Source organism: Microbacterium sp. CH1 (assembly GCF_001595495.1).
GTDB lineage: Bacteria > Actinomycetota > Actinomycetes > Actinomycetales > Microbacteriaceae > Microbacterium.
In genome coordinates, this window is sequence record NZ_LOSO01000022.1 from 58,330 (window position 1) to 83,469 (window position 25,140).

The 25,140-nt window shown below is 70.8% G+C and carries 24 protein-coding genes; 14 read left to right on the plus strand and 10 right to left on the minus strand.

Features of this window, described 5'->3' with window-relative positions; all coding sequences use genetic code 11:
* Window positions 1-68: 68 nt before the first annotated feature.
* The 3 genes from AUV07_RS15120 to AUV07_RS15130 are packed head-to-tail and all read left to right on the plus strand — an operon-like array spanning window position 69 to window position 3,690.
* Window positions 69-1,595 carry an amino acid adenylation domain-containing protein gene (locus AUV07_RS15120; protein WP_062637387.1) on the plus strand — a complete coding sequence of 509 codons (1,527 nt, stop codon included), beginning with the start codon at window positions 69-71 and terminating at the stop codon, window positions 1,593-1,595.
* On the plus strand, window positions 1,592-2,884 hold the full coding sequence (locus tag AUV07_RS15125; protein WP_062637389.1) for a ferredoxin reductase family protein: 1,293 nt from the start codon (window positions 1,592-1,594) through the stop codon (window positions 2,882-2,884). Before AUV07_RS15120 ends, AUV07_RS15125 begins: the two co-directional genes overlap by 4 nt.
* A gap of 5 nt (window positions 2,885-2,889) precedes the next feature.
* Complete coding sequence (locus AUV07_RS15130; RefSeq protein WP_062637391.1) at window positions 2,890-3,690, plus strand: enoyl-CoA hydratase/isomerase family protein; 801 nt, start codon at window positions 2,890-2,892, stop codon at window positions 3,688-3,690.
* A gap of 56 nt (window positions 3,691-3,746) precedes the next feature.
* Here AUV07_RS15130 and AUV07_RS15135 read toward each other — a convergent pair whose 3' ends face one another.
* The 3 genes from AUV07_RS15135 to AUV07_RS15145 are packed head-to-tail and all read right to left on the minus strand — an operon-like array spanning window position 3,747 to window position 5,601.
* Window positions 3,747-4,313: a DUF3618 domain-containing protein gene (locus AUV07_RS15135; protein WP_062637392.1), complete on the minus strand. Its 567-nt coding sequence runs from the start codon at window positions 4,311-4,313 to the stop codon at window positions 3,747-3,749.
* On the minus strand, window positions 4,310-4,732 hold the full coding sequence (locus AUV07_RS15140; protein WP_062637394.1) for a phage holin family protein: 423 nt from the start codon (window positions 4,730-4,732) through the stop codon (window positions 4,310-4,312). The genes AUV07_RS15135 and AUV07_RS15140 overlap by 4 nt, the downstream gene beginning before the upstream one ends.
* A complete protein-coding gene (locus AUV07_RS15145; RefSeq protein WP_062637396.1) occupies window positions 4,729-5,601 on the minus strand; it encodes a hypothetical protein in 873 nt (290 codons plus the stop codon). Before AUV07_RS15145 ends, AUV07_RS15140 begins: the two co-directional genes overlap by 4 nt.
* A gap of 152 nt (window positions 5,602-5,753) precedes the next feature.
* Between AUV07_RS15145 and AUV07_RS15150 the strand changes: the two genes are divergently transcribed.
* The 4 genes from AUV07_RS15150 to AUV07_RS15165 all read left to right on the plus strand — a co-directional run bounded on the left by AUV07_RS15150 (window position 5,754) and on the right by AUV07_RS15165 (window position 8,052).
* Window positions 5,754-6,359 (plus strand): zinc-binding alcohol dehydrogenase, encoded by a 606-nt coding sequence (locus AUV07_RS15150; protein WP_082802994.1) that lies wholly within the window; start codon window positions 5,754-5,756, stop codon window positions 6,357-6,359.
* A gap of 93 nt (window positions 6,360-6,452) precedes the next feature.
* On the plus strand, window positions 6,453-6,755 hold the full coding sequence (locus tag AUV07_RS15155; protein WP_062637399.1) for a hypothetical protein: 303 nt from the start codon (window positions 6,453-6,455) through the stop codon (window positions 6,753-6,755).
* 107 nt (window positions 6,756-6,862) lie between these two features.
* Window positions 6,863-7,579: a hypothetical protein gene (locus AUV07_RS15160; protein WP_157524108.1), complete on the plus strand. Its 717-nt coding sequence runs from the start codon at window positions 6,863-6,865 to the stop codon at window positions 7,577-7,579.
* 2 nt (window positions 7,580-7,581) lie between these two features.
* Window positions 7,582-8,052 carry a hypothetical protein gene (locus AUV07_RS15165; RefSeq protein WP_062637404.1) on the plus strand — a complete coding sequence of 157 codons (471 nt, stop codon included), beginning with the start codon at window positions 7,582-7,584 and terminating at the stop codon, window positions 8,050-8,052.
* On the opposite strand, the gene AUV07_RS15170 is transcribed toward AUV07_RS15165, so the two are convergent.
* Window positions 8,036-8,350, minus strand: a complete 315-nt coding sequence (locus AUV07_RS15170; protein ID WP_062637405.1) for a hypothetical protein — start codon at window positions 8,348-8,350, stop codon at window positions 8,036-8,038. The genes AUV07_RS15165 and AUV07_RS15170 overlap by 17 nt on opposite strands.
* 94 nt (window positions 8,351-8,444) lie before the next feature.
* A complete protein-coding gene (locus tag AUV07_RS15175; RefSeq protein WP_062637410.1) occupies window positions 8,445-11,867 on the minus strand; it encodes an HtaA domain-containing protein in 3,423 nt (1,140 codons plus the stop codon).
* A 161-nt stretch (window positions 11,868-12,028) separates the two neighbouring features.
* Between AUV07_RS15175 and AUV07_RS15180 the strand changes: the two genes are divergently transcribed.
* Genes AUV07_RS15180 through AUV07_RS15190 form a run of 3 tightly spaced genes read left to right on the plus strand, consistent with a single transcriptional unit; the run spans window position 12,029 to window position 14,978 of the window.
* Window positions 12,029-13,138 carry a heme/hemin ABC transporter substrate-binding protein gene (locus AUV07_RS15180; RefSeq protein WP_062637412.1) on the plus strand — a complete coding sequence of 370 codons (1,110 nt, stop codon included), beginning with the start codon at window positions 12,029-12,031 and terminating at the stop codon, window positions 13,136-13,138.
* Window positions 13,135-14,208, plus strand: coding sequence for a FecCD family ABC transporter permease (locus tag AUV07_RS15185; protein WP_062637414.1), 1,074 nt, complete (start codon window positions 13,135-13,137; stop codon window positions 14,206-14,208). Before AUV07_RS15180 ends, AUV07_RS15185 begins: the two co-directional genes overlap by 4 nt.
* Complete coding sequence (locus AUV07_RS15190; protein ID WP_062637416.1) at window positions 14,205-14,978, plus strand: heme ABC transporter ATP-binding protein; 774 nt, start codon at window positions 14,205-14,207, stop codon at window positions 14,976-14,978. The genes AUV07_RS15185 and AUV07_RS15190 overlap by 4 nt, the downstream gene beginning before the upstream one ends.
* Here AUV07_RS15190 and AUV07_RS15195 read toward each other — a convergent pair.
* Window positions 14,975-15,343: a sterol carrier family protein gene (locus AUV07_RS15195; protein WP_062637418.1), complete on the minus strand. Its 369-nt coding sequence runs from the start codon at window positions 15,341-15,343 to the stop codon at window positions 14,975-14,977. The two genes, AUV07_RS15190 and AUV07_RS15195, sit on opposite strands and share 4 nt — an antisense overlap.
* 49 nt (window positions 15,344-15,392) lie before the next feature.
* On the opposite strand from AUV07_RS15195, the gene AUV07_RS15200 reads away from it, so the two are divergent.
* Together AUV07_RS15200 and purD are read left to right on the plus strand one after the other, a co-directional pair.
* Complete coding sequence (locus AUV07_RS15200; RefSeq protein ID WP_062637419.1) at window positions 15,393-16,067, plus strand: NUDIX hydrolase; 675 nt, start codon at window positions 15,393-15,395, stop codon at window positions 16,065-16,067.
* Between the two features lie 47 nt (window positions 16,068-16,114).
* Window positions 16,115-17,392: a phosphoribosylamine--glycine ligase gene (gene purD, locus AUV07_RS15205; RefSeq protein WP_062637421.1), complete on the plus strand. Its 1,278-nt coding sequence runs from the start codon at window positions 16,115-16,117 to the stop codon at window positions 17,390-17,392.
* Window positions 17,393-17,547: 155 nt separating this feature from the next.
* Here the strand turns inward: purD and AUV07_RS15210 are convergent, their stop codons facing one another.
* The 4 genes from AUV07_RS15210 to AUV07_RS15225 form a co-directional block, all read right to left on the minus strand.
* Complete coding sequence (locus AUV07_RS15210; RefSeq protein WP_062637423.1) at window positions 17,548-18,276, minus strand: amino acid ABC transporter ATP-binding protein; 729 nt, start codon at window positions 18,274-18,276, stop codon at window positions 17,548-17,550.
* Window positions 18,273-19,757: an amino acid ABC transporter substrate-binding protein/permease gene (locus AUV07_RS15215; RefSeq protein WP_082802996.1), complete on the minus strand. Its 1,485-nt coding sequence runs from the start codon at window positions 19,755-19,757 to the stop codon at window positions 18,273-18,275. Before AUV07_RS15215 ends, AUV07_RS15210 begins: the two co-directional genes overlap by 4 nt.
* Before the next feature lie 147 nt (window positions 19,758-19,904).
* Window positions 19,905-21,437 carry a DHA2 family efflux MFS transporter permease subunit gene (locus tag AUV07_RS15220; protein ID WP_062637425.1) on the minus strand — a complete coding sequence of 511 codons (1,533 nt, stop codon included), beginning with the start codon at window positions 21,435-21,437 and terminating at the stop codon, window positions 19,905-19,907.
* The gene (locus tag AUV07_RS15225; RefSeq protein ID WP_331709283.1) at window positions 21,434-22,066 is read right to left on the minus strand and encodes a PadR family transcriptional regulator; all 633 of its coding nucleotides are present in this window, start codon (window positions 22,064-22,066) and stop codon (window positions 21,434-21,436) included. Before AUV07_RS15225 ends, AUV07_RS15220 begins: the two co-directional genes overlap by 4 nt.
* A 188-nt stretch (window positions 22,067-22,254) precedes the next feature.
* Between AUV07_RS15225 and AUV07_RS15230 the strand changes: the two genes are divergently transcribed.
* On the plus strand, window positions 22,255-23,130 hold the full coding sequence (locus AUV07_RS15230) for a phosphoribosylaminoimidazolesuccinocarboxamide synthase (RefSeq protein ID WP_025105721.1): 876 nt from the start codon (window positions 22,255-22,257) through the stop codon (window positions 23,128-23,130).
* A gap of 100 nt (window positions 23,131-23,230) precedes the next feature.
* Window positions 23,231-24,586: a uracil-xanthine permease family protein gene (locus tag AUV07_RS15235; RefSeq protein WP_062637427.1), complete on the plus strand. Its 1,356-nt coding sequence runs from the start codon at window positions 23,231-23,233 to the stop codon at window positions 24,584-24,586.
* Window positions 24,587-25,140: the final 554 nt, after the last annotated feature.

Sequence of the window (25,140 nt, forward strand, 5' to 3'; positions counted from 1 at the left end):
CGTGGGCGGTCCCGCCTCGCATCGCGTCTCCGGTCCCGATGCGAGGTCCCGGACAGAGAGGACCAGCGATGATCGAACCGATTCCCACCGAGCGACCCGACGAACCGCGTCTGCCTTCGCCCTCCTTCGGCGCGCCGAGCGTCGCGCCGTCGACCTCGATCACGGCGCTGATCCAGGCCCGTGCCGCGGAAGCCCCTGATCGATGCGCGGTGGAGCATCTCACGGCCTCACTCACCTACGGCGAGCTCGACGATGCCTCCTCCCGGCTGGCACAGCACCTCCGGCAGCGCGGGATCGGCCGAGGCGACGTGGTCGGTGTCTTCCTCGAACGCTCGATCGCCATGGTCATCGGCGTCCTCGCGGTGCTCAAGACCGGCGCCGCCTACGCACCGCAGGACGCGCGCATCTCGCCGCGCGCGCAACTGGGCCGGATCGCGGAGCAGGCGAGGATGCGGGTCGTGCTCACCACCGAGCGCTTCGTCGGCACCATGCCGGAGGGCCTGGAGGTGATCTGTGTCGACGAGCCGCGGGAGGCCACGTCGCCTGCCTTCCCCGTGGCGTCCACCCCGTCCGACACCTGCGCCGTCATCTTCACCTCCGGCACCACCGGAGTCCCCAACGGCGTGCAGGTGAGTCACGGCAACCTCGTCAACCTCCTCACCCAGGCTCCCGGAGATCTCGGCATCACCGCAGGCACACGCGTGGGGCAGGTGCTCAACATCGCCTTCGACATGGCCATGTGGGAGATGTTCGGCGCACTCGTGCACGGCGGCACGCTGGTGATCCGCGGGACGGACATCGCCGCCACCGCGGAGCGCGTCGACGTGCTGGTCGCCACGCCCAGCATTCTCGCCACGCTCTCCTCCCATCGGAGCACGGCACACACCGTCGTCGTCGCCGGAGAACGCTGTCCGCAGGCCCTGGCCGACGAGTGGGCTCGAGGGCATCGATTCCTCAACTCGTGCGGTCCCACCGAGATCACGATCATCAACACCCTCGTGGAGCACCACCCTGGCCGCCCGCTCACGATCGGCGCTCCGGTGCCGGGGACCAGCGTGTACGTCCTCGACTCGGACCTTCGGCCGGTGCGGGAGGGCGAGAGCGGCGAGATGTGGGTCGGCGGCGCCGGAGTCACCGCCGGATACATCGGCAACCCGCACCTCACCGAGGAGCGATACCTCCCCGATCCGTTCGCTGCGGACGGCAGCCGGATGTTCCGCACCCGGGATGTGGGGCGCTGGACCCCGCAGGGTGAACTCGAGCATCTCAGCCGCACAGACGATCAGGTGAAGGTGCGGGGATTCCGCGTCGAACTCGACTCCGTCTCCCGTGCTCTGGAATCCGCTCCCGGTTGCAGCGCCGCGGTGACGGTGCGCCGCGACGCCCGCAACCTCGCCGCGGTGATCGTCCCGGCCACCGTCGATCCCGACGCGGCCCGGACGGCCGTCGCGGAGCTGCTTCCCTACTACTGTGTGCCGACGGAGGTCGTGGCGGTGGATCGGCTTCCTCTGACTCCGCGGGGGAAGGTCGATCGTGAGGCCGTGCTGCGCCTTCTCGATGCGGCCGCCGCGAACCCGACGAGGGTGGCCGCATGACCGCATCGACCACCGCGACGCGACTCGACCGCCGCCGTGCTCCCGCCTCGCGGTGGGCACGCCTGCGCCGCTCCCGGTATCTGAAGCCGTACAACCGGCTCGCCGCTCTGGTCGTCGCGGGCAACGCGCTCGCGTTCGCGCTCCTCCCGCAGCCGACACCAGAGCAGGCCTTCACTGCGGCCGGGATCAACGTGTTCGTCGCGGCGCTCGTCCGGCAGCAGTACGTCATCAACCTGCTCTTCCGCATGGCGACCGGGGCACCCCACTCGCTCCCCCTGCGCACCCGGTGGGCGCTCGGGAAGATCTACAGCTTCGGCGGGGTGCACGTCGGAGCAGCGATCGGCGCGACCGCCTGGTACGTCGTGTTCACCGTCGGCACCTTCGCCGCGAGCGCATCCGCGCTGTTCCTGACGACCAGTTCTGTCGCCTCCGTCATCCTTCTGGCGATGCTCGTCACGTCTCTCCCGTCCGCCCGCGCGCGCCACCACGACGCGTTCGAGCTCACTCACCGCTTCGGCGGGTGGATTCTCCTCCTGCTCGTGTGGGTGCAGACCATCGGGATGCTCGCGCAGACCCACCCGACACCGGAGCAGTATCTCGGCTCCGCTCCGATCTGGCTGCTCGCGGCGACGACCGTGAGCATCGCCCTCCCCTGGCTGCGGCTGCGTCGCGTGCCGGTCGAGATCGAGACGCCCTCCGGGCATGTCGCGATCGCCCGCTTCGACTACGGGGTCACGCCGTTCGCCGGATCGTCGACCGCGATCAGCCGCAGCCCGCTCCGGGAATGGCATGCGTTCGCCAACATCCCCGCGCCGGGGCAGTCCGGCTTCCGACTGGCGATCTCCCGCGCGGGCGACTGGACCAGTCGGCTCATCGATGACAAGCCCCGACACCTGTGGGTCAAGGGAATCCCGACCGCGGGAGTGGGCAACATCGACCGTCTCTTCACCAAGGTGGTCTGGGTCGCCACCGGCAGCGGCATCGGACCGTGCCTGCCTCATCTGCTCGCCCGCACCGCGCCCGCACACCTCGTGTGGTCGGCGCGATCACCCGTCGAGACATACGGTCCGTCCCTCGTGACGGAGATCCGCGACGCGGTGCCTGGCGCGCTGATCTGGGACACGCGAGCCGACGGCAAACCGGATCTGCTCGCGCTGGTACGTCAGGCCGTACGGACGAGCGGTGCCGAAGCCGTCATCTGCATCTCCAACGCCACCACCACCTGGTCCCTCGTCGAGGGACTCGAACGAGAGGGCGTCCCCGCCTTCGGAGCGATCTGGGACTCATGAGGACCATGTACGAGACCATCGACATCACCATCGCGAATGCCGTGGCTCAGGTCCGGCTGTGCAGGCCGGAGCAGAGGAACGCACTGTCCGAACTCATGATCACGGAGCTCGCGCATGCTGTCGACCATCTGGCCGGCCTCTCTCTCGCGGGCGTCGTGCTCAGCGGTTCCGGGACGGCTTTCTCCGCCGGTGCCGACCTCCGCGAGCTTCGCGCGGGGCGGGAATCGCTCGACCCCGGCGCCGCAGGGCGGGCCGTCGCGGAGCGGGCGAAGGGGCTGATGACGCTCATCGAGAGCGTCCCCTTCCCGACGATCGCCTGCGTACACGGCGCGGCGATGGGCGGGGGCCTGGAGCTGGCGCTCGCCTGCGACACGATCTTCGCCACCGCCGACTCGCGCTTCGCCCTGCCGGAGCCGACGCTCGGCCTCATTCCGGGGTTCGGCGGTGTGCGCCGACTCCTCGAACGGGTGGGCCCGGCCCTCGCGAGCGAGATGGTGATGACCGGTCGGACACTCGACGGCAGTGAGGCGCTGGCCCACGGGCTCGCGACACGTCTGGTCACGCCGGCGGCACTGCAGCACGAGGCCTGCTCCACTCTCACAGCGGGCAGGCCACGCTCGCGGGCCGCGACGGCACTGGCACGCTCCGCCTTGCGCGCAGCCGTCGCGGAGACCCGCGCCGCAGCTTTCACCGAGGAGACCCGGCTGTACGGCGAAGCGTTCGCGCTCGCCGACAGCAGGGACGGGATCGCGGCGTTCCTCGAGAAGCGCCCGCCGTCGTTCCCACCGACAGCCCGTGAAACGTGAGCAGGGCCCGACTCGCCGCTGCGAGTCGGGCCCTGGCTACGGCACGGCGAAGGATGTCAGCTCTGGCCGGCGACGTTGTCGCGGGCGTCCTGCGCGCTGCTCTTGACCTCGTCGACCGCGTGGGTCGCGTCGTCACGGACGTGGGCGGCGGCACCGGCGGCCTCATCCTTGACGGCGGCGAAGGCCTCCTGTGCCGGCTCCTTGAGATCCTGGCCGATGGTCTTGGCGACGTCGGTCGCCTCATCGACGAGAGGCTGGGCCTTCTCTTTGATGTCCTCGGCCAGTTCCTTCTCCTTTGAGGAGGCGGGGATGACGGCGGCCACGACGAGCCCCGCAGCGAAGGCCATGAGCCCCACCGCCAGCGGGTTGCCCTGCGCCTTGGCCACGGTGTGCCGTCCGGCGTCGGCGACCGAGGAGGAGGCATCCCCCAGTCGGTCCCCGGCGTCGTCGGCGGCGCCCATGACGCGGTCGACCGCCGAGCGCACGGCGCCCTTCATCTTCTGCGTCTGCCGGTGCACGACCTTCGAGGGGGTGACCTTGTCGGCGAGGGCGTCGACATCCCTGCCGAACTCCGCTCGGGTCCGCTCGATGTCGGCGCGGATCGCTTCGGGTGAATCGCTCATTTGTTCTCCTCATTCCTCTTCACCGCATCAGGGATGCGCTTGAGGCTGTCCACGGTGCGCGGAGCCCCTTCGATGCTCTTCAACTGCTTGCGTCCCATCACGAACAGGACGAGGGCGATCACCGCCCAGATGACGGCGACGATCACGGCCGACCAGCCGAGGCCGGTGACATAGGCCCCGAGGGCCCACCAGAGGGCGACCGACAGGAAGAACACGGCCATGAGTGCGCCGTATCCCGCTCCGCCGAGCATCCCCGCCCCCCGGCCCGCGCGCGTGGCGGACTGCTTGAGCTCGGCCTTGGCGAGCTCCAGCTCCTGCCGCATGAGGGTCGACAGATCGGTGGTGACCTCGCTGAGCAGATCGCCGAGTGACGTGGTCTCGGCCTTCTGCTCCGAGGGCGTGGGGGTGCCGTCGGTCATGGTCGCCCCTCTTCGTCGGATCCGCGGGTGGCGGCGTCGGTGCGGTCGTAGAGCGGGGTGTCCCCGTCGTCGACCGTCTCGCCGCGCGGCGTGACGCCCCACGGGGCGGTGCCGGCATCGATCCCGCTCATGCCGTCCGGCGCTCCGGGCACGGTGCCGTCGGTGGGCAGCGGCGGCTCACCGAGAGTGGTGTTCTCTGCGGTGCCCGCGCCTCCGACCACTCCCGCGGCGCCCGCGCTGCCGGGGACGGCGCCGGGCGTGGTCGCCGGGGCGACGGCACGCGGCGGGACCGCGGGTGCCGCCGCTCCCGCCACCGACGGGGAGCCGGAGTCCGATGCCGCGCCAGACGAGGCGGACTCCGCGGCGCCCTCGGAGAGCGCCCTGGTCAGCCGGCCGGCGACGAGACCGGCGAGGGCGGCCACCGCGATGAACGTGCCGGGCTTCGCCCGTGCGTAGGACTTCACCTCGGTGAGCAGCGAACCGGGGTCGCGGTCGCCGATCCAGCCCGCGATGCCCTGGATGCGCGTCGACGCCTGGCGCACGAGGTCGGCGGCGACACCGCCGTCGGAGCGCTCCGCCATCGTGCCCAGCTCCCCGCCCACGGACCGGAGTCCGTCCGCGACGCGGCGCTGCTGCACCGCCGCCTGCTCCGACAGCTCCGTCTTGGTCTGGTGGTACAGGTCGCGCACCTGGTCTTTGGCTTCGTGGGCGACCGCCCCGGCTTCGGCCTTCGCCGTCTCGACGACGTCCGCGGCCTGGCCCTTCGCCGTGTCGGCGACACCCGCGGCCTCATGCGCGGCGGTCCGGACGGTGCCCGGAGACTCGGTCGTACCGCTGCCCGCGGCACCTTCTGCATTGCTCTGCGACATCGTTCTTCCTCTCGACTCCCGCCGACGGCCGCCGGCGTGTGAGCAGGTTTACTCTCGGGCGCGGCGATCACAGCGAGGGTTGACGCGGCTCGCGGAGGGCATTACCGTGCCGGGACTCCGCACGGCTGCCGCACCCGCCTACGATGGGGGCCATGGCCGACAAGCCGCAGTGGCTCATCCGCGAAGACGCGAGCGTCCCCGTGCTCGTCGCGCTCGCCCTGCGCCAGCTGCTGGGCATCAGGGCGCCCCTCGATCTGCCTTCCCTCCGCGACCTGTCCGTGCGCGCACCCGATGCGCCGGACGCCTCCCCCGAGGTCGAGACGCAGTGGCAGGGCTACTGGGACATGACCGTGGAGCCGCGGGCCCACCACTCCGGCGTCCCGCTCGAGCTGATCGACGGTTTCGACACCCTGGTGGCCCTCCCGGCGACCGGCGCCGAAGCGCTCTCGACCGCGATCCGTCCGCATGCCGGCACCGCGCTCCGGTATGCCACCGCCGCACACGACCGGTACGTCGGGTCGATGAAGAGCCACACCGGCGGGGACGCCTACCGGGCGTACGCGAGCGCGATCGCGGAGTTCGAGCGTGACATCGGACGCCGCGCGCACTCGTTCGAGCTGAACGTGCAGGTGCTGCCGCTGTCGCAGCGCGGGATCTGGTGGATCGGCGACCTCACGGTCGCGGTGACGGACGGGCTCCGCCGGGACGTCGTGGCGTTCGACTCCGCCATCCGTCCCGTGATCGCAGAGCTCGCCTGAACCGCGACGCCCGACGGCACTCCCCGCTCCTGCCCAGGAGGAGTGCCGTCGTCGAGAGCCGCTCATCTCCCAGACTCGGTAGTATCCAGGGGCATGGGGGATATCTTCGCGTTCAACGCGTCAGCGATGCATGCTTCGGCGGTACAGACCCGCTCGGCACTCAGCGGTGTGAAGAAACGCGGGTACACCCGCGTCGACGACTGTGGAAGCGCGCTCGTCGCAGAGACGGTCGACTTCTTCCTCGATCTGCTCGAGGAAGAGCTTACGGAGGCGGAGAAGACCTCCGAAAAACTAGCAAAGAACATCGAGCTGACCGCACCGACCTCCGCAAGGCCGACGATGTCTTCCACGACAACTGGGTGGGCGAGTCGGCCGCCGGCGCCAGGAAGCGACTGAAGAACCTGGTCGCGACCACGAGAGCAGTGGAGACAGCGATCGGCAGAGTGCGCAGAACCCTCGTCGACTATGCATCCGAAGTCGCTGAGATCAAAGAGCTTGCCGCGGTGCAGATCGAAAAGCGCAACGCCGCTCAGCAGATCCTGCAGGATCAGCTCGTCGACGACCCCGGCGCCTTCGACCCGCAACGCGGCAGCTCAGCGAACCAGCAGCTGGAAGACGCACTCGCCGCGCTGTACCGTCTTTCGGTGCGTCGACAGAGCGCGGACAGCGCGGTACTCGGTGACATCCGCGCCGCTGTCGCGACGACGTGGGAGGTCGATCCCGAGAACTATCCGTCCGACCGCGCCTGGTACGACCAGGCCGGCTACCAGTACGAAATCGACGACGCACTCGGCTACTCGGCCGACGACTACACCGCGGAGGAGATCATGGATCTCTTCAAGAGGTACCCCGGCGAGATCTTCCCGTTCGATGTGTCGGGTTCGTCCAGCACATTCACAGACGGCGCCGTCTTCACGCTGTCCGACACGATCATCGGCAACGGTTCGGCTGAGCCCTATGAGACCGGCGACGTGGTCGTGACCACCACGGGAACCAGCGTGAAGTTCACCGTCATCTCCGACCAGTACTTCGACGGTCCCGGCTCGACCATCGAATTCTCAGTCGTCGAGGTCGACGGCGAGTGGGTTCTGCGGAAGACCGCCACGGCCGTCGGCGCCAACCAGGCCGCCGCTCTCGGCGCCGAGTGGGCAGCGGAGCAGACGTGGAACGTCCAGGCCGACAACCTCAGAGACATCATCAACAAGCACGGGGGCCGCTGACCATGGGCCGTCTCACCGTCTCCCTCGCCCTGTTCGGCATCGTGGTTTTCGCGGTCGTCATGGCTGCCGTGCAAGTGCCGATCTACATCGCCAACCTTCCCGACTCGCGGGCAGGCCTCGGATGGCTCACCGTCCTCATCGTCATCCCGACGATCGTCGCCGGGATCGTGTCGGGACTCACCGCCGCCCTGGGCGCCCACATCGGCAAGCGAACTTCGACGAGCCCTCTCCCCACGACGAACATGGCCATCGGTGGCGGGCTCGGTGGATCCGTCGGCAGCCTGGCCTATCTGCTCTACCTGAGCTGGATGTACCAGAACGGGCTCGGCCTGTGGATCCTCGTCCTTGGCTACGTTGGCGTCTTCACCGCTTTCGCGGGTTTCACGGCATTCCGGGTGCGCCGGAGCGCGAAGTCGGGCGGCATGCGCGAACAGTCAAGCCCGACTAGCGTCGAGTTCAGTCCTCGTCGATGACGGTCTCCCGGTCGACCCTCACGACGCGGTCATGGCGGCGGGCGATCCGCTCGAGCACGAGACCGGCGACGCCACCCAGCGCCAGCCCGATCGGCACGGTCCACAGCAGCAGGAAACCGAAGACCTGACCAGGCGGGTAGACGACGTCGAGCGCCTGCGACTGCTCGAAGCTGCCGATCATGGTCAGGATGCCGGCGGCGATGATGCCCAGCACGACCCCGATGCCCATGAGCACGCCGTACCGCGGTACGCGGCGCACGGTCGCTTCGACGGTCTGGTGGGTGTCGTGGGAGGGCATGCCTCCATTGTCCCACCCTCTGCGGGCGTACGCAGCCGCACACCGAACCGCCCTCCCCGATCACCGGGGAGGGCGGTTCCGGTAGCCGCCGGACTCAGACCTCGGTCGTCGTCTCGGCCGGCTCCCCCCTCCGGGTGCGACGCACGATCAGCACCCCGCCCGTCGCGGCCAGCGCCACGACCACCAGACCGCCCACGATCCAGGGCCACACCGGAGCTTCCTCGGTGGCGACCGGCGCGCTGATCGCGGTCACCGCCGCGTCCGCCTCGGCCTCCGGCTCGGACTCCTCCTCGGCGGGAGTGCCGCAGGCGCCGTCGACCGGGATCACGGCGGAGACCGGGTCGAGTTCCTCGCCCGCCTCATACGTGCCGAACGCGGAGGCACCGGCCGCGGTCAGCGTCGTGGGAACCGCATCGAGGGTCAGCGCGCCGTCGACGACGGCGGCGTCCGCGAGGGCGAACTCCGCGAGACGCACGCCCTCTTGCGCCACAGCTTCTCCGGCCTGCGTGGTTCCGGTCACGTCGAACACGAGGTAGCCGGTGTCGCCCGTGAGCTCGACACGCGCGTTCGACAGCGTCGTGTTCAGTGCCCCGTCGTGGCCCGTGAAGGTGATGCTGCCGCCGTAGGTGACCAGACCCGAGCCCGCCGCGTCGTCCAGTGAACCGGTGCCGTTCGACCACACGAAGGCGGGGTACTCGTAGGCCACGTCGGTGAGCGTCCAGCCGCCTCGCGCGATGCCCTCGATGTACGTGCGGAACGACTCCTTGTAGCCCCAGTGCAGGGTCGCCCCCTCGACCGTGCACACGCCGATCTCCGCGGTCGCTCTGGCGAGCGTGAACGCGAGACCGCGATCGACCGAGCCCTGGAAGGTGAGCGTGTGCTCGCCGTCCGGGAGCGTCGCCGGGAGGGCACCCGACCACGTCACGACCCCCGCCGCGTCGGCCGTCACCGTGCCGAGCAGCACCGGGGTCGAGTACACGACCACCTTGATGTCCTCCTCGTTCGCACGGAAGCCGGAGGCGGAGACCGTGGCCGTCTTCCCGGCGGCGAGCGCCGCGAGGTTCTCCTCGTCGACCTCGATACCGGCCGCCGTCGGCGCGGTCGTCGGGAGCGTGGCCTTCGGGACGACCGCGGCCGCCGCGACCGTTCCCGTCGTGCCCGACGGAGCGGCGGCGACGGAGCCGATCGTGAACGAGACGGGGTTGAGCGTGGTGCCGTACCCCGAGAGGACGCGGTCGCGTCCGGCGTCCGTGAGGGCGGCGGGTGCCGCCGTGTAGGTGACGGCGCCACCGGCCGCCGTGCGGACGGCGCGGGAGAGGTCGAGGGTCGCGAACGGCACCTGCGCACCCCCGCTCGTCACGAACAGCGTGGCGGAGGACGCCGAGGTGATCCGGATCATCGGATCGGCGACCGTGACGTCGAGCAGCCCGTGGTGGCCGGTGAAGCGCACGGCACCGCGGTAGACGACACTGCCGCGTCCGGAAGCCGCGTCGAAGTCGCCGCCCACGGTCTGCCCGAACTGGAACTGGCCGCCGGAGCGCGTGGCCCCACCGGACACGGCGATCGCGCCCTGGGCGATCGGGCCGGTGATGTAGTTCGTGAACGAGGACGAGATGGCCCAGCGCAGCGACCCGCCGGGGACGGTCGCGGCCGGCTTCGTCGGCGTGACCGGAGTGACCGGGGGCTGCGGCTCGGTCGGCTTCTCGCCGAGCAGTGTGCGCCACTGCGCGTCGGTGATCGTGACCGCTGCGCGCGCGTAGATGGTGTCGGCGGTCGGCATCGTGTGCTGCTGCCACACGATCGCTTCGTACGTCTTCATCCGGTCGAGGTTCTTCGCCGCCGCGTTCAGGTCGACGGCGAAGGCTCCGAAGCCGATGTTCCGGACGTACTGCATGGCGAGGAAGCCGCCACCGGCGGTCACGTCGGCCTCGGTCCCCGTCTCGATGAGCGCCACGTAGGCGCCGGTGACCGCGCCGAGGTCGGCGGCGGTGACCTTCACCGTCAGCCCGTCTGCCGCGGTGGCGCCGGTGACGGCAGTCGTGACCGACGGCCCGGGGGACGGCAGCAGGGCGTTCCACTGCGCGTCGGTGACGGTGACGGTGGACCGTGCGTAGATGGTGTCCGCGTTCGGCATCGTGTGCTGCTGCCAGACGATCACCTCGTAGGTCTTCGACCGATCGAGAGCGCTCGCCGCCGCGGTCAGGTCGACGCTGAAGCTGCCGCCCGTGATGCCGCGCACGTACTGCATCGCGAGGAAGCCGCCTCCGGCGGTGACATCGGCCTCCGTGCCCTTCTCGATCAGCGCGGCGTAGGCACCGGAGACGGTACCGAGCTTCGTCGCCGCGGCCGTGACCGTGAGGCCGTCCTCGGCCGTCGCCGCGGTCACGGTGGTCGTCAGCCCCGAGGCGATGCGGTAATTCAGAGCGACGCTGCGCTCCTGGTCGGCGTTGACGACACCGCCTGCCGGGTAGGTGTACACCCCGTAGGAACCGGGCGTCGCCGGGGTGTCCTTGAGCGTGAGCGTGACCTGGAACGAGCCGTCGGGCGAGATGTCCACCCACTGCGCGCGGATCGCACCCTGGTACTGCGCCGGGACCTGTGTGAGCACATCCTCGGCGAGCGCCCAGGCCTGAGCACCGACCGAACGCGCCGAGGACGGCGCCCCCTGCGAGGGCTGCCACGTCGCGGCGAAGTTGCCGAAGACCACATAGGCGCCCTGGGGCAGGTTCGACGGGATCGGGACGCCGCGTCCGCCGACGTTCGCGGTCGGGTCGTATCCGGTGCCCTTGACGACGATCTCGTCACCCGCCTGGAGGCGAGCGCCCGCAGCGGGCGTCGTGCCGTCGGCGAGGAACACCTCGATGGCGGCTTCGGCGGGCGTCAGCTCGGTCTCGCCCGGGGCCGTCTCCCCGGGCTCGGTCTCCCCGGGCTCGGTCTCCCCGGGCTCGGTCTCCCCGGGCTCGGTCTCCCCGGGCTCGGTCTCCCCGGGCTCCGTCTCACCCGGCTCCGTCTCACCCGGCTCCGTCTCACCCGGCTCGACGGGCGTCGTTCCGAAGACCGTGTCCCACTGCGCAGGCGTCACCGTGACGTCGCCGCGGCCGTAGATCGTGGCGGCTGTCGGCGCGGTGTGCTGCTGCCAGATGAGCACCTCGTACGTCTTCGTCCGGTCCAGGGACGCCACGGGCGCCTGCAGCGTGAAGGACGTGGCCCCCTGCTGCACGCTCGGGAAGGGCAGCGCGAACGCGGCGTAGCCACCACCGGCGGAGATGCCACTCTCGGTGCCCGACACGATCAGTGCGGCATAGACGCCCGTCACGTCGGGCAGACCCTCGGCCCGCACCTGCACGGTGAGGCCGCTGGTGTCGGCGGACGTCGCCGCCGCGGTGACGGTCGCCGCGGCCGCGTGGGCCGGCGGGCTGACCATCGCCCCGGCGGCGACGAGGACGCAGGAGACGAGGGCGGCGAGCAGGACACGCAGGCGTGTGCTCGCTGAGGGGGTATGTGCTGTGGCGTTCACGGTTCTCCGCGGCGCGCGGGGCGCGATCGATCGCGCGCCCTGCGGCGCCGCACGGCAGTCGGGCGAAGGTGGACTTTGGTTAGGCTTGGCTAAGCAAGCTGCCGATCCCGAGCGTAGAGGGGCGCCAGTGAGGGCGTCAAGTTTTAGGATAGCCTTGCCTAATGCGACGCGCTCCTGCCCTGCTTCTCGCCGCCGCGCTGGCCCTCGGACTGGCCGCGTGCGCCGGGTCGGACTCCAGCCCCGGGTCGGCGGCACCCCCTGCCGACGACGCCTGCCCGCAGGCCTCGACTCCTCTCGCCGATCTGGACCTGGTCGCCGACGTGCGCGCAGCGACGGGACCCTCGACCGCGTGCCTCGCGAGTCACGCGGTCGCGCCCGTCGATGACGACACCGCCCCGGCACTCCCGGTCACCGTGACCGACAGCGAAGGCCGCGAGGTCGAGATCACGGACGTCGATCGCATCCTCCCGATCGACATCTCCGGCACGATCGCCGCCACGGTGTTCGCGCTCGGGCTCGGCGATCAGGTCGTCGGACGTGACGCGTCCACGCAGTTCCCCGGCACCGAGGATCTCCCGGTCGTCACCAAGACCGGGCACACGCTCAACCCGGAGGCCATCCTCGAACTGGCCCCGACCGTCGTGCTCACCGACACCACGATCGGCCCGAAGGAGGTCCGCCAGCAGCTGCGGGATGCGGGCATCGCGGTCGTCGTCATCTCCAGCGACCGCCGGATCGACACCACCGACGCGCTCGTGACGGAGATCGCCACGGCCCTCGGCGTCCCGACGCGCGGCACGGCGCTCAGCGCCCGCCTCGACGCCGAGCTCGACGCCGCCATCGCGGAGATCGCCGACGTCACCCCGTCCGCCGCGGCGGACCGCGCACGCATGCTCTTCCTGTACGTACGCGGGAGCGCCAACGTGTACTACATCTTCGGCGAGGACTCCGGGGCGGACTCCCTCATCGATGCGGTCGGCGGTGTCGACGTCGCGGAGGAGATCGGCTGGGAGGGCATGAAGCCGATGACCGCGGAAGCACTCGTCGCCGCGCAGCCCGACGTGCTCGTGATGATGACGGACGGGTTGGAATCGGTGGGCGGCGTCGACGGGCTCATCGAACGCATCCCCGCCATCGCCGAGACCCCCGCCGGAGCACACCGGCGGGTGATCGACATGGCGGACGCCGAGATCCTCAGCTTCGGCCCCCGGTCGGCCGACGTGATCAGCGCCCTCGCGCGGGCCCTGTACGCGCCGGAACCCGCCTCGTGACCGGCGAGGTCGTCACCCCGACGCCGACCCGGCATCGGGGACTGCGCTTCGCGACGGTCGTCATCGCCCTCGCCATCGGCCTTCTCGTCACGGGCGTCGCGTCGATCACGAGCGGGCAGTACGACCTGTCGCCGACCGCGCTCCTGGACGTCCTCCTGCGCGGCCTCGGCATCGATACCGCCGGGACTCCGGCCGCGGCGACCGACGACGGCGTGATCTACAACCTCCGTCTCCCCCGGCTGGTCCTCGGCCTGCTCGTCGGCGCCGCGCTCGCGGTCTCCGGCGTGCTCATGCAGGCCATCTTCGGCAACCCTCTCGCGGACGCCGGCGTCGTCGGCGTCTCCTCCGGCGCGGCGCTCGGAGCGGCGGCCAGCATCACGTTCGGCCTGGCCACCTTCGGCATGTGGACCACGCCCGCCTTCGCCTTCCTCGGCGGTCTCGCGGCCGTCTTCTCCGTCTACCTCCTGAGCCGCTCCGGCGGTCGCACCGAAGTGGTCACGCTGCTGCTCACCGGCATCGCGATCAACGCCATCGCCGGCGCCGGTATGGCCTTCCTCACGTTCCTCGGCACGACCTCGACGCGCGAACAGATCGTGTTCTGGCAGCTCGGCTCGCTGAACGGCGCCCTCTGGTCGAACATCCAGCTCGTCGCGCCGCTCGTTGCGATCGGGATCGTCGTCGCCCTGATCGTGGCGCCGGGTCTGGATCTCTTCGCCCTCGGCGAGCGCACCGCCCGGCATCTGGGCGTGCCGGTCGAGCTGCTGCGGATGGTCGTGATCGTCACGGTGGCACTGCTCGTCTGCGCCGCGGTGGCCTTCGCGGGGATCATCGGGTTCGCGGGTCTCGTCGTGCCCCACCTCATGCGCATGCTGATCGGCCCCGCACACCTCCCGCTCGTGATCGCCTCCGCCCTCGGCGGCGCGCTCCTCATCGCGGCCGCCGACCTCGTGGCACGCACGGCGGTGCCGCTCGCGGACCTCCCCATCGGCATGATCACGTCCCTCGTGGGCGGCCCGTTCTTCCTCTGGCTCCTCGTGCGGACGCGGCGGCGGTCGGGAGGATGGGCGTGAGCCCGCGCCTGCGGGGCCAGGGGCTCACGGTGCGGGTCGGGGACGGACGCACCATCCTCGACGACGCGGCCATCTCCATCCACGCCGGCGAGGTGCACGCCCTCGTCGGGCCGAACGGCGCGGGCAAGTCCACCCTGTTCGGCGTGCTCGCGGGGGACGTCGCTCCGGTGTCCGGCACCGTCCTCCTCGACGGCCGTCCGGTCGCGGGTGTCCGTCCCCGCGATCTCGCCCGGCAACGCGCCGTGCTGCTGCAGGAGAACGCCGTCACCTTCCCCTTCACGGTCGAGCAGGTCGTGAGGATGGGACGCACGCCGTGGGCGCGGAGCCCGGCCGCCGAGGAGGACGACAGCGCCGTGGCGGCAGCGATGGCGACGACCGAGGTCACGGCGCTGCGGGAGCGCTCCGTCCCCTCGCTCTCCGGGGGTGAGCGCGCGCGGGTGGCGCTGGCCCGCGTGCTCGCCCAGGACACCGGGATCCTGTTGCTCGACGAGCCGACTGCGGCCCTGGACCTCAAGCATCACGAAGACGTCATGCGGGTGATCCGCAGGAGGGCGGAGGCCGGGGTCGCGGTCGCGGTCGTGCTGCACGACCTCAACGCCGCGCTCGCGCATGCGGACCGCGTCACTCTGCTCGCGGGCGGTCGGGTCTCCGCCACCGGCACGCCGGCCGAGGTCCTCACGGCCGCACGGGTCGAGGAGGTCTACGGGCAGCCCGTCGATGTGTTCCCGCACCCGCACACCGGGGTGCCGCTCGTCGTGGCCCGGCGCTAGGGGCGCAGCGGGAGGACTCCGGTGAGATCCGCACGCGTGCCCGAGGCGTGGATGCGCCCCGCCGTCGCGGCGTCCGCCCATGCCTCCGTGCCGGTCGCGACCGCGATCCAGGTGGCGGCGTCCATCTCCACCACGTTCGGCGGAGTCCCACGGGTGTGCCGCGGCCCCTGGATCACCTGCACGGCTCCGAACGGCGGGACGCGCACCTCGACGCTGTTGCCCGGCGCCTTCTCGTCGAGCAACTGCAGCAGGTAGCGCACCGCGGTGGCGAGCTCCGGCCGCGTCGGCTTCGTCCCCGCGGCCTCCGCGTCGCGCACGGCACCGAGCGCCGCGCGTCCGTCGACGATGTCGATCTTCCTGGCCATCCCCCCACCCTAAATCCGCCGCGGCGGCCCCGGTCATAAGCTCGATGGCATGAGCATGCATCCCCAGGGCGCCCGCGCCGAGCTGCTCGCCGCCGCCGCCGACCACTCCTGGAGCGTGCCGATCCCTCCGCTCGCGGATCCGGGCCGCGCCCACGACGCCTCGGTGCTCATCCTCTTCGGCGTCCTCGACCGCATCCCCGCACCGACTGTCGATGCGGCTGTCGCGCGCGACCTCGACGTCCTGCTGCAGCGTCGCGCCCCGACCCTCTCCTCGCATCCGGGCCAGGTCTCCTTCCCCGGCGGGCGCGCCGAAGCGGCCGATGCCGACGCGGTCGCCACGGCGCTGCGCGAGGCCGAGGAGGAGACCGGCCTCGATCCCGCGGGAGTCGAGGTGCTCGCCACGCTCCCCGTGATCCCCCTCGCCGCGAGCAACCACCTCGTCACCCCTGTGCTCGCCTGGTGGCAGTCGCCGTCGCGCGTCGTCGCCGTCGACCACGCGGAGACCGTCGAGGTGTTCCGCGTCCCCGTCGCGCAGCTCCTCGACCCGGCGACCCGCTTCACCTCGACCCTGTCCCGTGCCGGCCGCACGTTCCGCGGACCCGCGTTCGACGTCGACGGCACGATCGTGTGGGGCTTCACCGCCATGGTGCTCGACGCCCTGTTCGACGCCACCGGATGGACCGTGCCCTGGGACGCGGCGGACGAGCGTCCCATCGAGCTCTGACCGGGACCGACCGAAACCCCGCGCACCCGCCTCGATAGGCTGGACGGGTGAAGATCCTCGTCCTCGGTTCCGGTGCCCGTGAGCACGCGATCATCCTGGCGCTGCGCGCCGAGTCCCCCGCGCACGAGATCCTCGTCGCCCCCGGTAATGCGGGCATCGCGCAGGACGCGACACCCGTCGCCCTCGACCCGCTCGACGGCGCCGCGGTGACGGCCTTCGCGAACGAGCACGCGGTCGACCTCGTCGTCATCGGCCCGGAGGCCCCTCTCGTGGCGGGCGTCGCTGACGAGCTCCGCGGCCGCGGCATCCCCGTCTTCGGGCCGGGCAAGGCCGCCGCGCAGCTCGAGGGCTCCAAGGCCTTCGCCAAGCGCGTCATGGACGCCGCCGGTGTGCCGACGGGCCGTGCGGTCCGCGCCGCCACGGTCGCGGAGGTCGAGGCCGCGTTCGACGACCTCGGCGCCCCCTATGTCGTCAAGGCCGATGGGCTCGCCGCGGGCAAGGGCGTCATCGTCACCTCCGACCGCGCCGAGGCCCTGGCGCACGCGGAGCAGTACCTCCCGGCCGGCCCCGTCCTCGTCGAGGAGTTCCTGTCCGGCCCCGAGGTCTCGCTGTTCTTCCTCAGCGACGGCGACACCGTGCGCGCACTCAGCCCGGCACAGGACTTCAAGCGGGCCCTCGACGGCGATGCCGGCCCCAACACCGGCGGCATGGGGGCGTACTCCCCGCTGCCCTGGCTCGCGGAGCGGTTCGGCAGCGAGCAGGCGTTCGTGGAAGAGGTCACCCGCGACGTCGCCCTCCCGGTCGTCCGGCAGCTCGACGCGGAGGGGACCCCGTTCATCGGCCTCCTCTACGCCGGGCTCATCCTCACCCCGCAGGGCGTGCGCGTGATCGAGTTCAACGCGCGCTTCGGCGACCCGGAGACCCAGGTGGTGCTGCCGCGACTGGAGACCCCGCTGTCCCAGCTCCTCTTCGCCGCCGCCTCCGGCACGCTCGAGGACCAGCCGGAGCCCGTGTTCCGCGATGAGGTCGCGATCACCGTGGTCCTGGCGAGCGAGGGATACCCGGAGGCGCCGCAGACCGGGCGCCCGATCGAGGGTCTGGACGAGGCCGCCGCCGTGGAGGGCGTCCGCCTGGTGCACGCCGCGACCGCGAGCCCCGACGCCCCGGGGGGTTCGCTCATCGCGACGGGTGGCCGTGTGCTGAACGTGGTCGCCGTGGCCCCGGACTTCCGCACCGCCCGCGACCGCGCCTACGACGCCCTCGGCCGCATCCGCCTCGAGGGCTCCCACCACCGCACCGACATCGCTGCCCGCGTCGCTGACTGACCCACTTCGAGTAGCGCAAATGGCTGCATCCCGACCGGAAATGCAGCCATTCAAGCGACTCGAAGCCCGGGACCGTCGGCGACCGTCCCCGTTGAAGTAGCGCAAATGGCTGCATCCCGACCGGGGATGCAGCCATTTACGCGACTCGAACGGGGTCAGAGGACCTTGGACAGGAAGTCCTGGAGGCGCTCGTTCTTGGGGGCGCCGAACAGGTCAGCGGGAGTCCCCTCCTCGACCACGACGCCGCCGTCCATGAAGACCGTGCGGTCGGACACCTCGCGTGCGAAGCGCATCTCGTGGGTCACGAGCACCATGGTCATGCCACCCTCGGCGAGGTCGCGGATGACCTGCAGCACCTCGCCGACCATCTCCGGGTCGAGGGCGCTGGTGGCCTCGTCGAACAGCATGATCTCCGGGTCCATCGCGAGCGCACGGGCGATGGCCACGCGCTGCTTCTGACCGCCGGAGAGCGACGCGGGCTTCGCGTCCGCCTTCTCCGACAGGCCGACGCGCTCGAGCAGCGAGCGGGCACGGTCGCGGGCCTCGGCCTTCGTCATGCGGCCGAGCTCGACCGGGGCGAGCGTGATGTTCTCCAGCACGGTCATGTGCGGGAACAGGTTGAAGTGCTGGAACACCATGCCGATGCGCTGGCGCACCTCGTCCAGCTTCACGCTCTTGTCGGTGAGGTCGACCCCGTCGATGATCACGTGCCCCGACGTCGGCTCCTCGAGCTTGTTGAGGCAGCGCAGCAGCGTCGACTTGCCGGAACCGGAGGGGCCGATCACGGCGATGACCTCGCCGTCCTCGACCGTGAGATCGATGCCCTTGAGCACCTCGTTGTCGCCGAACGACTTGTGCAGGTCCCTGACCTCGATCTTGCTCATGCGTTGGCCTTCCTCTCCAGGCGGTTCGCGAGCAGCGTCAGCAGCGTGATCACGACGAAGTAGATGATGGCGACGATCGTCAGCACCTGCGCCGAGAGATACGTCGAGGCGATGATCTGACGCGAGACGAACGTCAGCTCGGCGAGACCGATGACGCTGATGAGCGAGGTGTCCTTCAGCGTGATGATGCCCTGGTTCACGAACGACGGGATCATGATCCGGAACGCCTGCGGCAGCACGACCTTGCGCATGGTCTTCCAGTGGCTGAGGCCGAGCGAGCGCGACGCCTCCGCCTGACCGGGGTCGACGGCCTGGATGCCGCCGCGGATGATCTCCGTCATATACGCACCGGTGTTCAGCGACAGGGTGATCGCACCGGCCACGAACGGGTCGAACTTCAGGTCGGGGATCAGCTGCGGGATGGCGAAGAACACGAAGAACGCCTGGATCAGGATCGGGGTCCCGCGGAAGACGTAGACGTAGGCCGTCGCGATCCACCGGAACAGCGCGAACTTCGACAGGCGCCCGAACCCGAAGATGACGCCGAGGATGAAGGCCGCGATCACCGCGACGATCGTGGCGAGGATGGTGAGCCACAGACCCTGCATGAGGGCCGGCCAGTACTTCACCGCGACCGAGATGATGTCGGTGGGCTGCGCCTCCTGCGCGTCGTCACCCGTCGCGAGGTAGGTGTCCACGATCTCGTCGTACGCGCCGGAGTCCTGCAGGTTGGCGAGGCCGGCGTTGAACATCTCCAGGAGCTCGGCGTTCTCGCCCTTGTTCACCGCGAAGCCGTACTCGCCGCCGAGCGCGGGCTCGCCGACCAGACGGAAGCCCGACCCCTGCTGGATACCGTAGGCGAGCACGGGGAAGTCTTCGAAGTAGCCGACGGCCTGTCCGGCCTTGACCGCATCGACCATGTCGGTCGTGTCCTGATAGGGCGTGATGCGGAAGCCGTACTCGTCGGCGTTCTCCTCGGCGAAGGTCTGCCCCTGGGTGCCGGTCTTCACCGCGACGGTCTTGCCGTCGAGGTCGTCGAGCGACTCGATGTCGCTGGACTCGAGCACCCCGAGCTGCACTCCGCTGGTGAAGTACGGGTCGCTGAAGTCGAAGGTCTGCTGGCGCTCCTCGGTGATCGACATGCCGGCCATGACGGCGTCGACCTGGTTCGACTGCAGCGCCTGCACCGCGGCGTCGAAGCCGAGCTGGCGGATCTCCACGTCGAAGCCCTGGTCTTCCGCGATCGCACGCAGGAGGTCCATGTCGATGCCGACCAGGTCGCCGGACTCGTTCGTGAACTCGAACGGCGCGAAGGTCGTGTCGGTGCCGATGACGTAGGTCTCGCCGTCGTCGGCCGCAGTGGCGGGCGCGGCTCCGGCGAGCAGCGCCCCGGCGGCGACGAGCGCGGCGAGAGCAGTCGCGCCGGCGGTGCGGCCGAACCGCCGCAGACGGCTCGGCGGAGAGGATGGATAGCGGCTCACGTCGAGTGCTCCTCGGGGTTCGGAAGGGCGGCCCGGCGGCCGCCGACCATCCACCCTAACCCCGCTCCTCCCGCGCACCGGAATCTCGGCGCGACCCCGAACGCCGCCGGATCCCGCGTGGATACCGGCGTGTCGGGGTCATCGCGGTCACGCCGGAGGGGTCGCGGCGACGGCCTCGTCCTTCCGATCCTGCCCACGGAGGAACAGCGAGGCGACCAGCGCGACGAGGATCACACCGGCGGGCAGCAGCAGGGTCTGGGACATGCCGGCCGCGAAGCCCTCGGCGATCTGCGGCGGCAGCGCGCCGTCGCCCGTGCCGGCCGGAGCGTCGGCCAGACCGGGGAGGTTCGCCTCCAGCCGCGACTGCATGAACGCGGCGATCGAGGCGGAGCCGATGACCGAGCCGATGGTGCGGGTGGTGTTGTAGATGCCCGCACCGGCACCGGCCTGTCGCGGCGGCAGCTTGCGCGTGGCCGTGGTCGCCAGCGGCCCCCACATGCCCGCGTTGCCGATGCCCATGAGCGCGGACGGCAGCAGGAACATCAGGATCGGGGTGTCCATCGTGGTCAGGGCGGAGTACCAGACCAGGGCAACCGCGACGCAGAGCAGACCGGGGACGAGGATGATGCGCGGGTCGACGCGGTCCAGGATCTTCCCGGCGACCGGGGCGAGCACCCCCGACAGCACCGCCATCGGGATGAGCAGCATCGCGGCCTCGGTCGGGGTGAGCCCGCGCGCGGTCTGCAGGAAGAACATCATCGGCAGCGACATGCTCGTGACCGTGAAGCCGACCGCCGCGATCGCCACGTTCGCGCCGGAGAAGTTCCGGTCGCGGAAGAGGGCGAGGGGCACGAGGGGTTCGCTGCGGGTGCGCGCCTGCTGCACGATGAAGAGCGCGAGCACCACGACGCCGGCGATGATGAGGCCCCAGACCGAGATCGGTCCCGCGATGGTCCCCCAGTCGTACTTCTCGCCCTCCTGCAGCCCGAAGACGATGAGGAACAGCGCGACGGCGCTGAGGACGACGCCGACGAGGTCGAACCGGTGCGGGTGGGTCTTCAGCTTCGGCACGAGGATCCAGGCGAGCACGAAGGCGACGACGCCGACCGGGAGGTTGACGAAGAAGATCCACTCCCACCCGAAGCCGTCGACGAGCAGACCGCCGGCGAGCGGGCCGACGAGCGTGGCGACGCCGGCCGTGGCACCCCACAGGCCCATCGCCGCGCCGCGGCGGTTCGGCGGGAACGTGCGGGTGATGACGGCCATGGTCTGCGGGGTCATCAACGCGGCGCCGAGCCCCTGGACAGCGCGGGCCGCGATCAGGCCCTCGAGCGTCGTCGACAGTCCGCACCAGAGCGAGGCGAGGGTGAAGACCGCGAGCCCGATGAGGTAGATGTTCTTCGGGCCGAAGCGGTCGCCGAGTCGTCCCGTGATGAGCAGCGGCACGGCGTAGGCGAGCAGGTAGGCGCTGGTGACCCACACGACGTTGTCGAGGTTGTTCGTGTCGGGGTCGAGGGCGGTCTTGATCGCCGGGTTCGCGACGGACACGATCGTGGTGTCGACGAGGATCATGAAGAACCCGATGACGAGGGCCCAGAGCGCGGGCCACGGACTCTTCGGCGCGTGACCGGCGGCGAAGGGCCCCGTCTCGGGCCCCGAGGTTTGGCGGGAATCGGTCATTGCTGTGCAGCCTTTCGCTGGGCGCGGTAGCGGTCGGTGTCGTCGAAGGCGTCCGGGCCCCAGCGGAGCTCGTCGCCGCCGAGGCGGGTGAGGAGGGAGTCGAGCCAGCGGAGCTCGGCGTCGAGCAGCGCCTCCTGCCGTTCGATCTCGACGAGGACCTGCGGCGGGACCCCTTTGGTGCGGGCGGCGGCGAGGCCGTCGTGGTGCAGCGCGTACGAGGCGACGAGGGCCTCCCGTCGCTCCTGCAGCAGCGCGACGGCGTCGTCGCGGTCGAGGTTGTGCGACTCGGCGAGCGCGACGCGGGCGTCGGTCTCGCGGTCGATGCGCGGGAGGGCACGACGCACCCACGCGACCACCGCCTCCCGGCCGGCGTCGGTGAGGGTGTAGGTCGTCCGCTCCGGTCGGTTGCCCTCGCGATCCGTGCCGACCTCGTCGAGCAGACCGGCCCGCTGGAGCCGGGCGACCGTGTGGTACAGCGTGCCGTTGGTGACGGTGATGAGCCGGTCGTCGTGACGCGCGCGGAGCAGGCGGACCATCTCGTACGGGTGCATGTCGCTCTCGCGGAGCAGCGCGAGCACCATCACCCCGAGGGGCGTGAGTCCCGCCACCACATCCCTGCTCTTCCCCACGCCTCTCCCCCGTCCCCTGCTCTGTCGCCCCACGCAAATAGTCCACATGGACTATACACCCGCCCTTCCTCCGCCGAGACCCCGGTTTTCCGCCGAGACCCCGGGGTTCCGGCGCGCACACCCCGGGGTCTCGACGTGAACGCGGGGTCTCGGCGCGGAAGAACACGCTTCACCGGGATAATGGGCGGGTGAGCACACCGTCCGCAGGAAACGCGCAGGCCATCCCCGGGTGGCGACACCTCTACTCCGGAAAGGTCCGCGACCTCTACGCCTCGGAGGACCCGGCCGACACCCGCATCCTCGTCGTCGCATCCGACCGGGTGAGCGCCTTCGACGTCGTGCTCTCCCCCGGCATCACCGACAAGGGCGCGCTGCTGACGCGCCTCAGCCGCTGGTGGTTCGCCCAGCTCGACGTGCCGAACCACCTCACGGACGGGGACCTGCCGGAGGAGGTGGCCGATCGCGCGATGCTCGCCCAGTCGCTCGAGATGCTGCCGATCGAATGCGTCGTGCGCGGGTACATCACCGGCTCCGGCTGGGCCGAGTACCAGGAGCACGGCACCGTGTGCGGCATCGCCCTGCCGGAAGGGCTGCAGAACGGCGACCGCCTGCCCGAGCCGCTGTTCACCCCGGCCTACAAGGCGCCGATGGGCGAACACGACGAGAACATCACGTTCGACCGCGTCGTCGAGCTCGTCGGGGCGGACCGGGCGGCCGAGCTCCGCGACGCCTCGCTCGCGATCTACCGTCGGGCCGCGGCCATCGCCGAGGAGAAGGGCCTCATCCTCGCCGACACGAAGTTCGAGTTCGGGACCGACGCCGACGGCACCCTCCGCCTCGCCGACGAGGTCCTCACGAGCGACTCCTCCCGGTACTGGGACGCCGAGGCCTGGCGCACGGGGTCGACCCCGGCGGAGCGGATGGCAAGCTTCGACAAGCAGATCGTTCGCGACTGGCTCGCGGCGAACTGGGACAAGCAGGGCGAGCCCCCCGTGCTGCCCGAGGAGGTCGTGGCGCGGACGGCCGCCCGCTACCGCGAGCTCATCGACCGCCTCGGCGCCTGACACCGCGCTCCCCGCCACCTCCGGGCGCACAGGGAAAACTCAGGAATCGGTAGTGTTGCTCCAGCACTCCGCCCCCGATCCCGAACCCTGAGGAGCCCGCATGGCTTTGTGGAAGCTGCACGGAAACGGCCGCACCGTCGAGCCCGGCGCCGTCGTCACCCCCGAGGAACGTCTGTCCTGGCCCGCGACCATCGCCATCGGCGCGCAGCACGTCGTCGCCATGTTCGGCGCCACGTTCCTCGTGCCGACGCTCACCGGCTTCCCCGTGTCGACCACGCTGCTCTTCAGCGGCATCGGCACGCTGCTCTTCCTCCTCATCACGAAGAACCAGCTGCCGAGCTACCTCGGCTCCTCGTTCGCCTTCATCGCCCCCATCACCGCGGCCGTCGCGGCGGGCGGCACCGGCTCGGCCCTCGCGGGCGTGGTCGCGGTGGGCGTGCTCCTCGCGGTCGTCGGTCTCGTCGTGCAGTTCGTCGGCCTCCGCTGGGTCGATGCCCTGATGCCCCCGGTCGTCGCCGGCGCCATCGTCGCGCTCATCGGCTTCAACCTCGCCCCCACCGCCTGGAGCAACTTCGCGCTCGACCCCGTGACCGCCACGATCACCCTCGTCGCGATCATCCTCTTCGCCGTGCTCTTCCGGGGCTTCCTCGGACGGATCTCGATCTTCCTCGGCGTCGCCGTCGGCTTCATCTGGGCCGCGTTCAACGGCTCGTTCGAGGTGCCCAACGCGCTTCGCGGCGACAAGACCCCCGCGGAGCTCATCGCGGACGCCCCCTGGATCGGCCTCCCGCACTTCCAGTTCCCGGACTTCGTCGAGCCGGGGACCTGGTCGACCATCGCGATGTTCCTGCCCGTCGTGCTCGTGCTCATCGCGGAGAACGTCGGTCACGTGCGCGGCGTCGCGACCATGACGGAAGACCCCGCGATCAACCGCCACACCGGTCGCGCCCTCATCGCCGACGGTGTCGCGACGACCATCGCCGGTGGCTTCGGCGGCTCGGGCACCACGACCTATGGCGAGAACATCGGCGTCATGGCCGCGACCCGCGTGTACTCCACCGCCGTGTACTGGGTGGCGGGTCTGTTCGCGATTCTCCTGGCGTTCTCCCCCAAGGTCGGCGAGGTGTTCAACTCGATCCCCGCGGGCGTGCTCGGCGGGGCGACGACGGCGCTCTACGGCCTCATCGGCATCATCGGCATCAAGATCTGGGTCGACAGCCGCGTCGACTTCTCGCGCCCGGTCAACCAGTACACCGCGGCGGTGTCCCTCGTGATCGGCATCGCCGGGTTCACGATGCAGCTCGGCGACTTCGCCTTCGGCGGGATCGTGCTGGGGACGGTCGCGGCGCTGCTCATCTACCACCTGGGCAACCTCATCGCCCGCGCGCGGAAGACCGGTGCCGACGACCCGAAGCCTCTCGAGCCCGTCGGCCCCCTCGGCGGCGACCCCGCGTAGGTTCCGCCCCGCCCCCTGAAGCGTGCGGGACGGTTTTCGCCCCTCCCGCACCCCGCGGAGGCCCGTTTTCGCACTCGCTCCGGGTGCCGGAGGGGTGCGCGAGCCCGGGACATCACGGTCCGGATAGAAAGCGCCCCTTCCTCTCACGAGGAGGGGGCGTTTTCGCACTCGCTCGGCCTTGGTCGACCGCGTCGCGTGCGGGATCGAAATGGGGCCCTGCCGGGCTGCGGGAGGGCCAGTTTTGCACTCTCCAGACAGGAACGTCCCGGCCCGCGCGGCGCGCGCGAGTCCGGCCCAACGGTGCGGGGTCGAAAAGGCTCCTCCCTAGCGAGCGGGAGGGGCGTGTTCGCGCTCGCACGCGGGAGACGTTCCGTGACCAGAGGGTGCGGGATCAGAAACGGGCGTGCCCGGTACAGCGGGATCAGAAACGGGCGAGCCCGGTACATGGGAGTAACGTATTCGCACTCGCTCGCAAGGGACGCTGCCGGGGTCAGAGGGTACGGGATCAGAAAGGGGCGTGCCCGGCGCGGGGAAGGAACGTCATCGCACTCGCA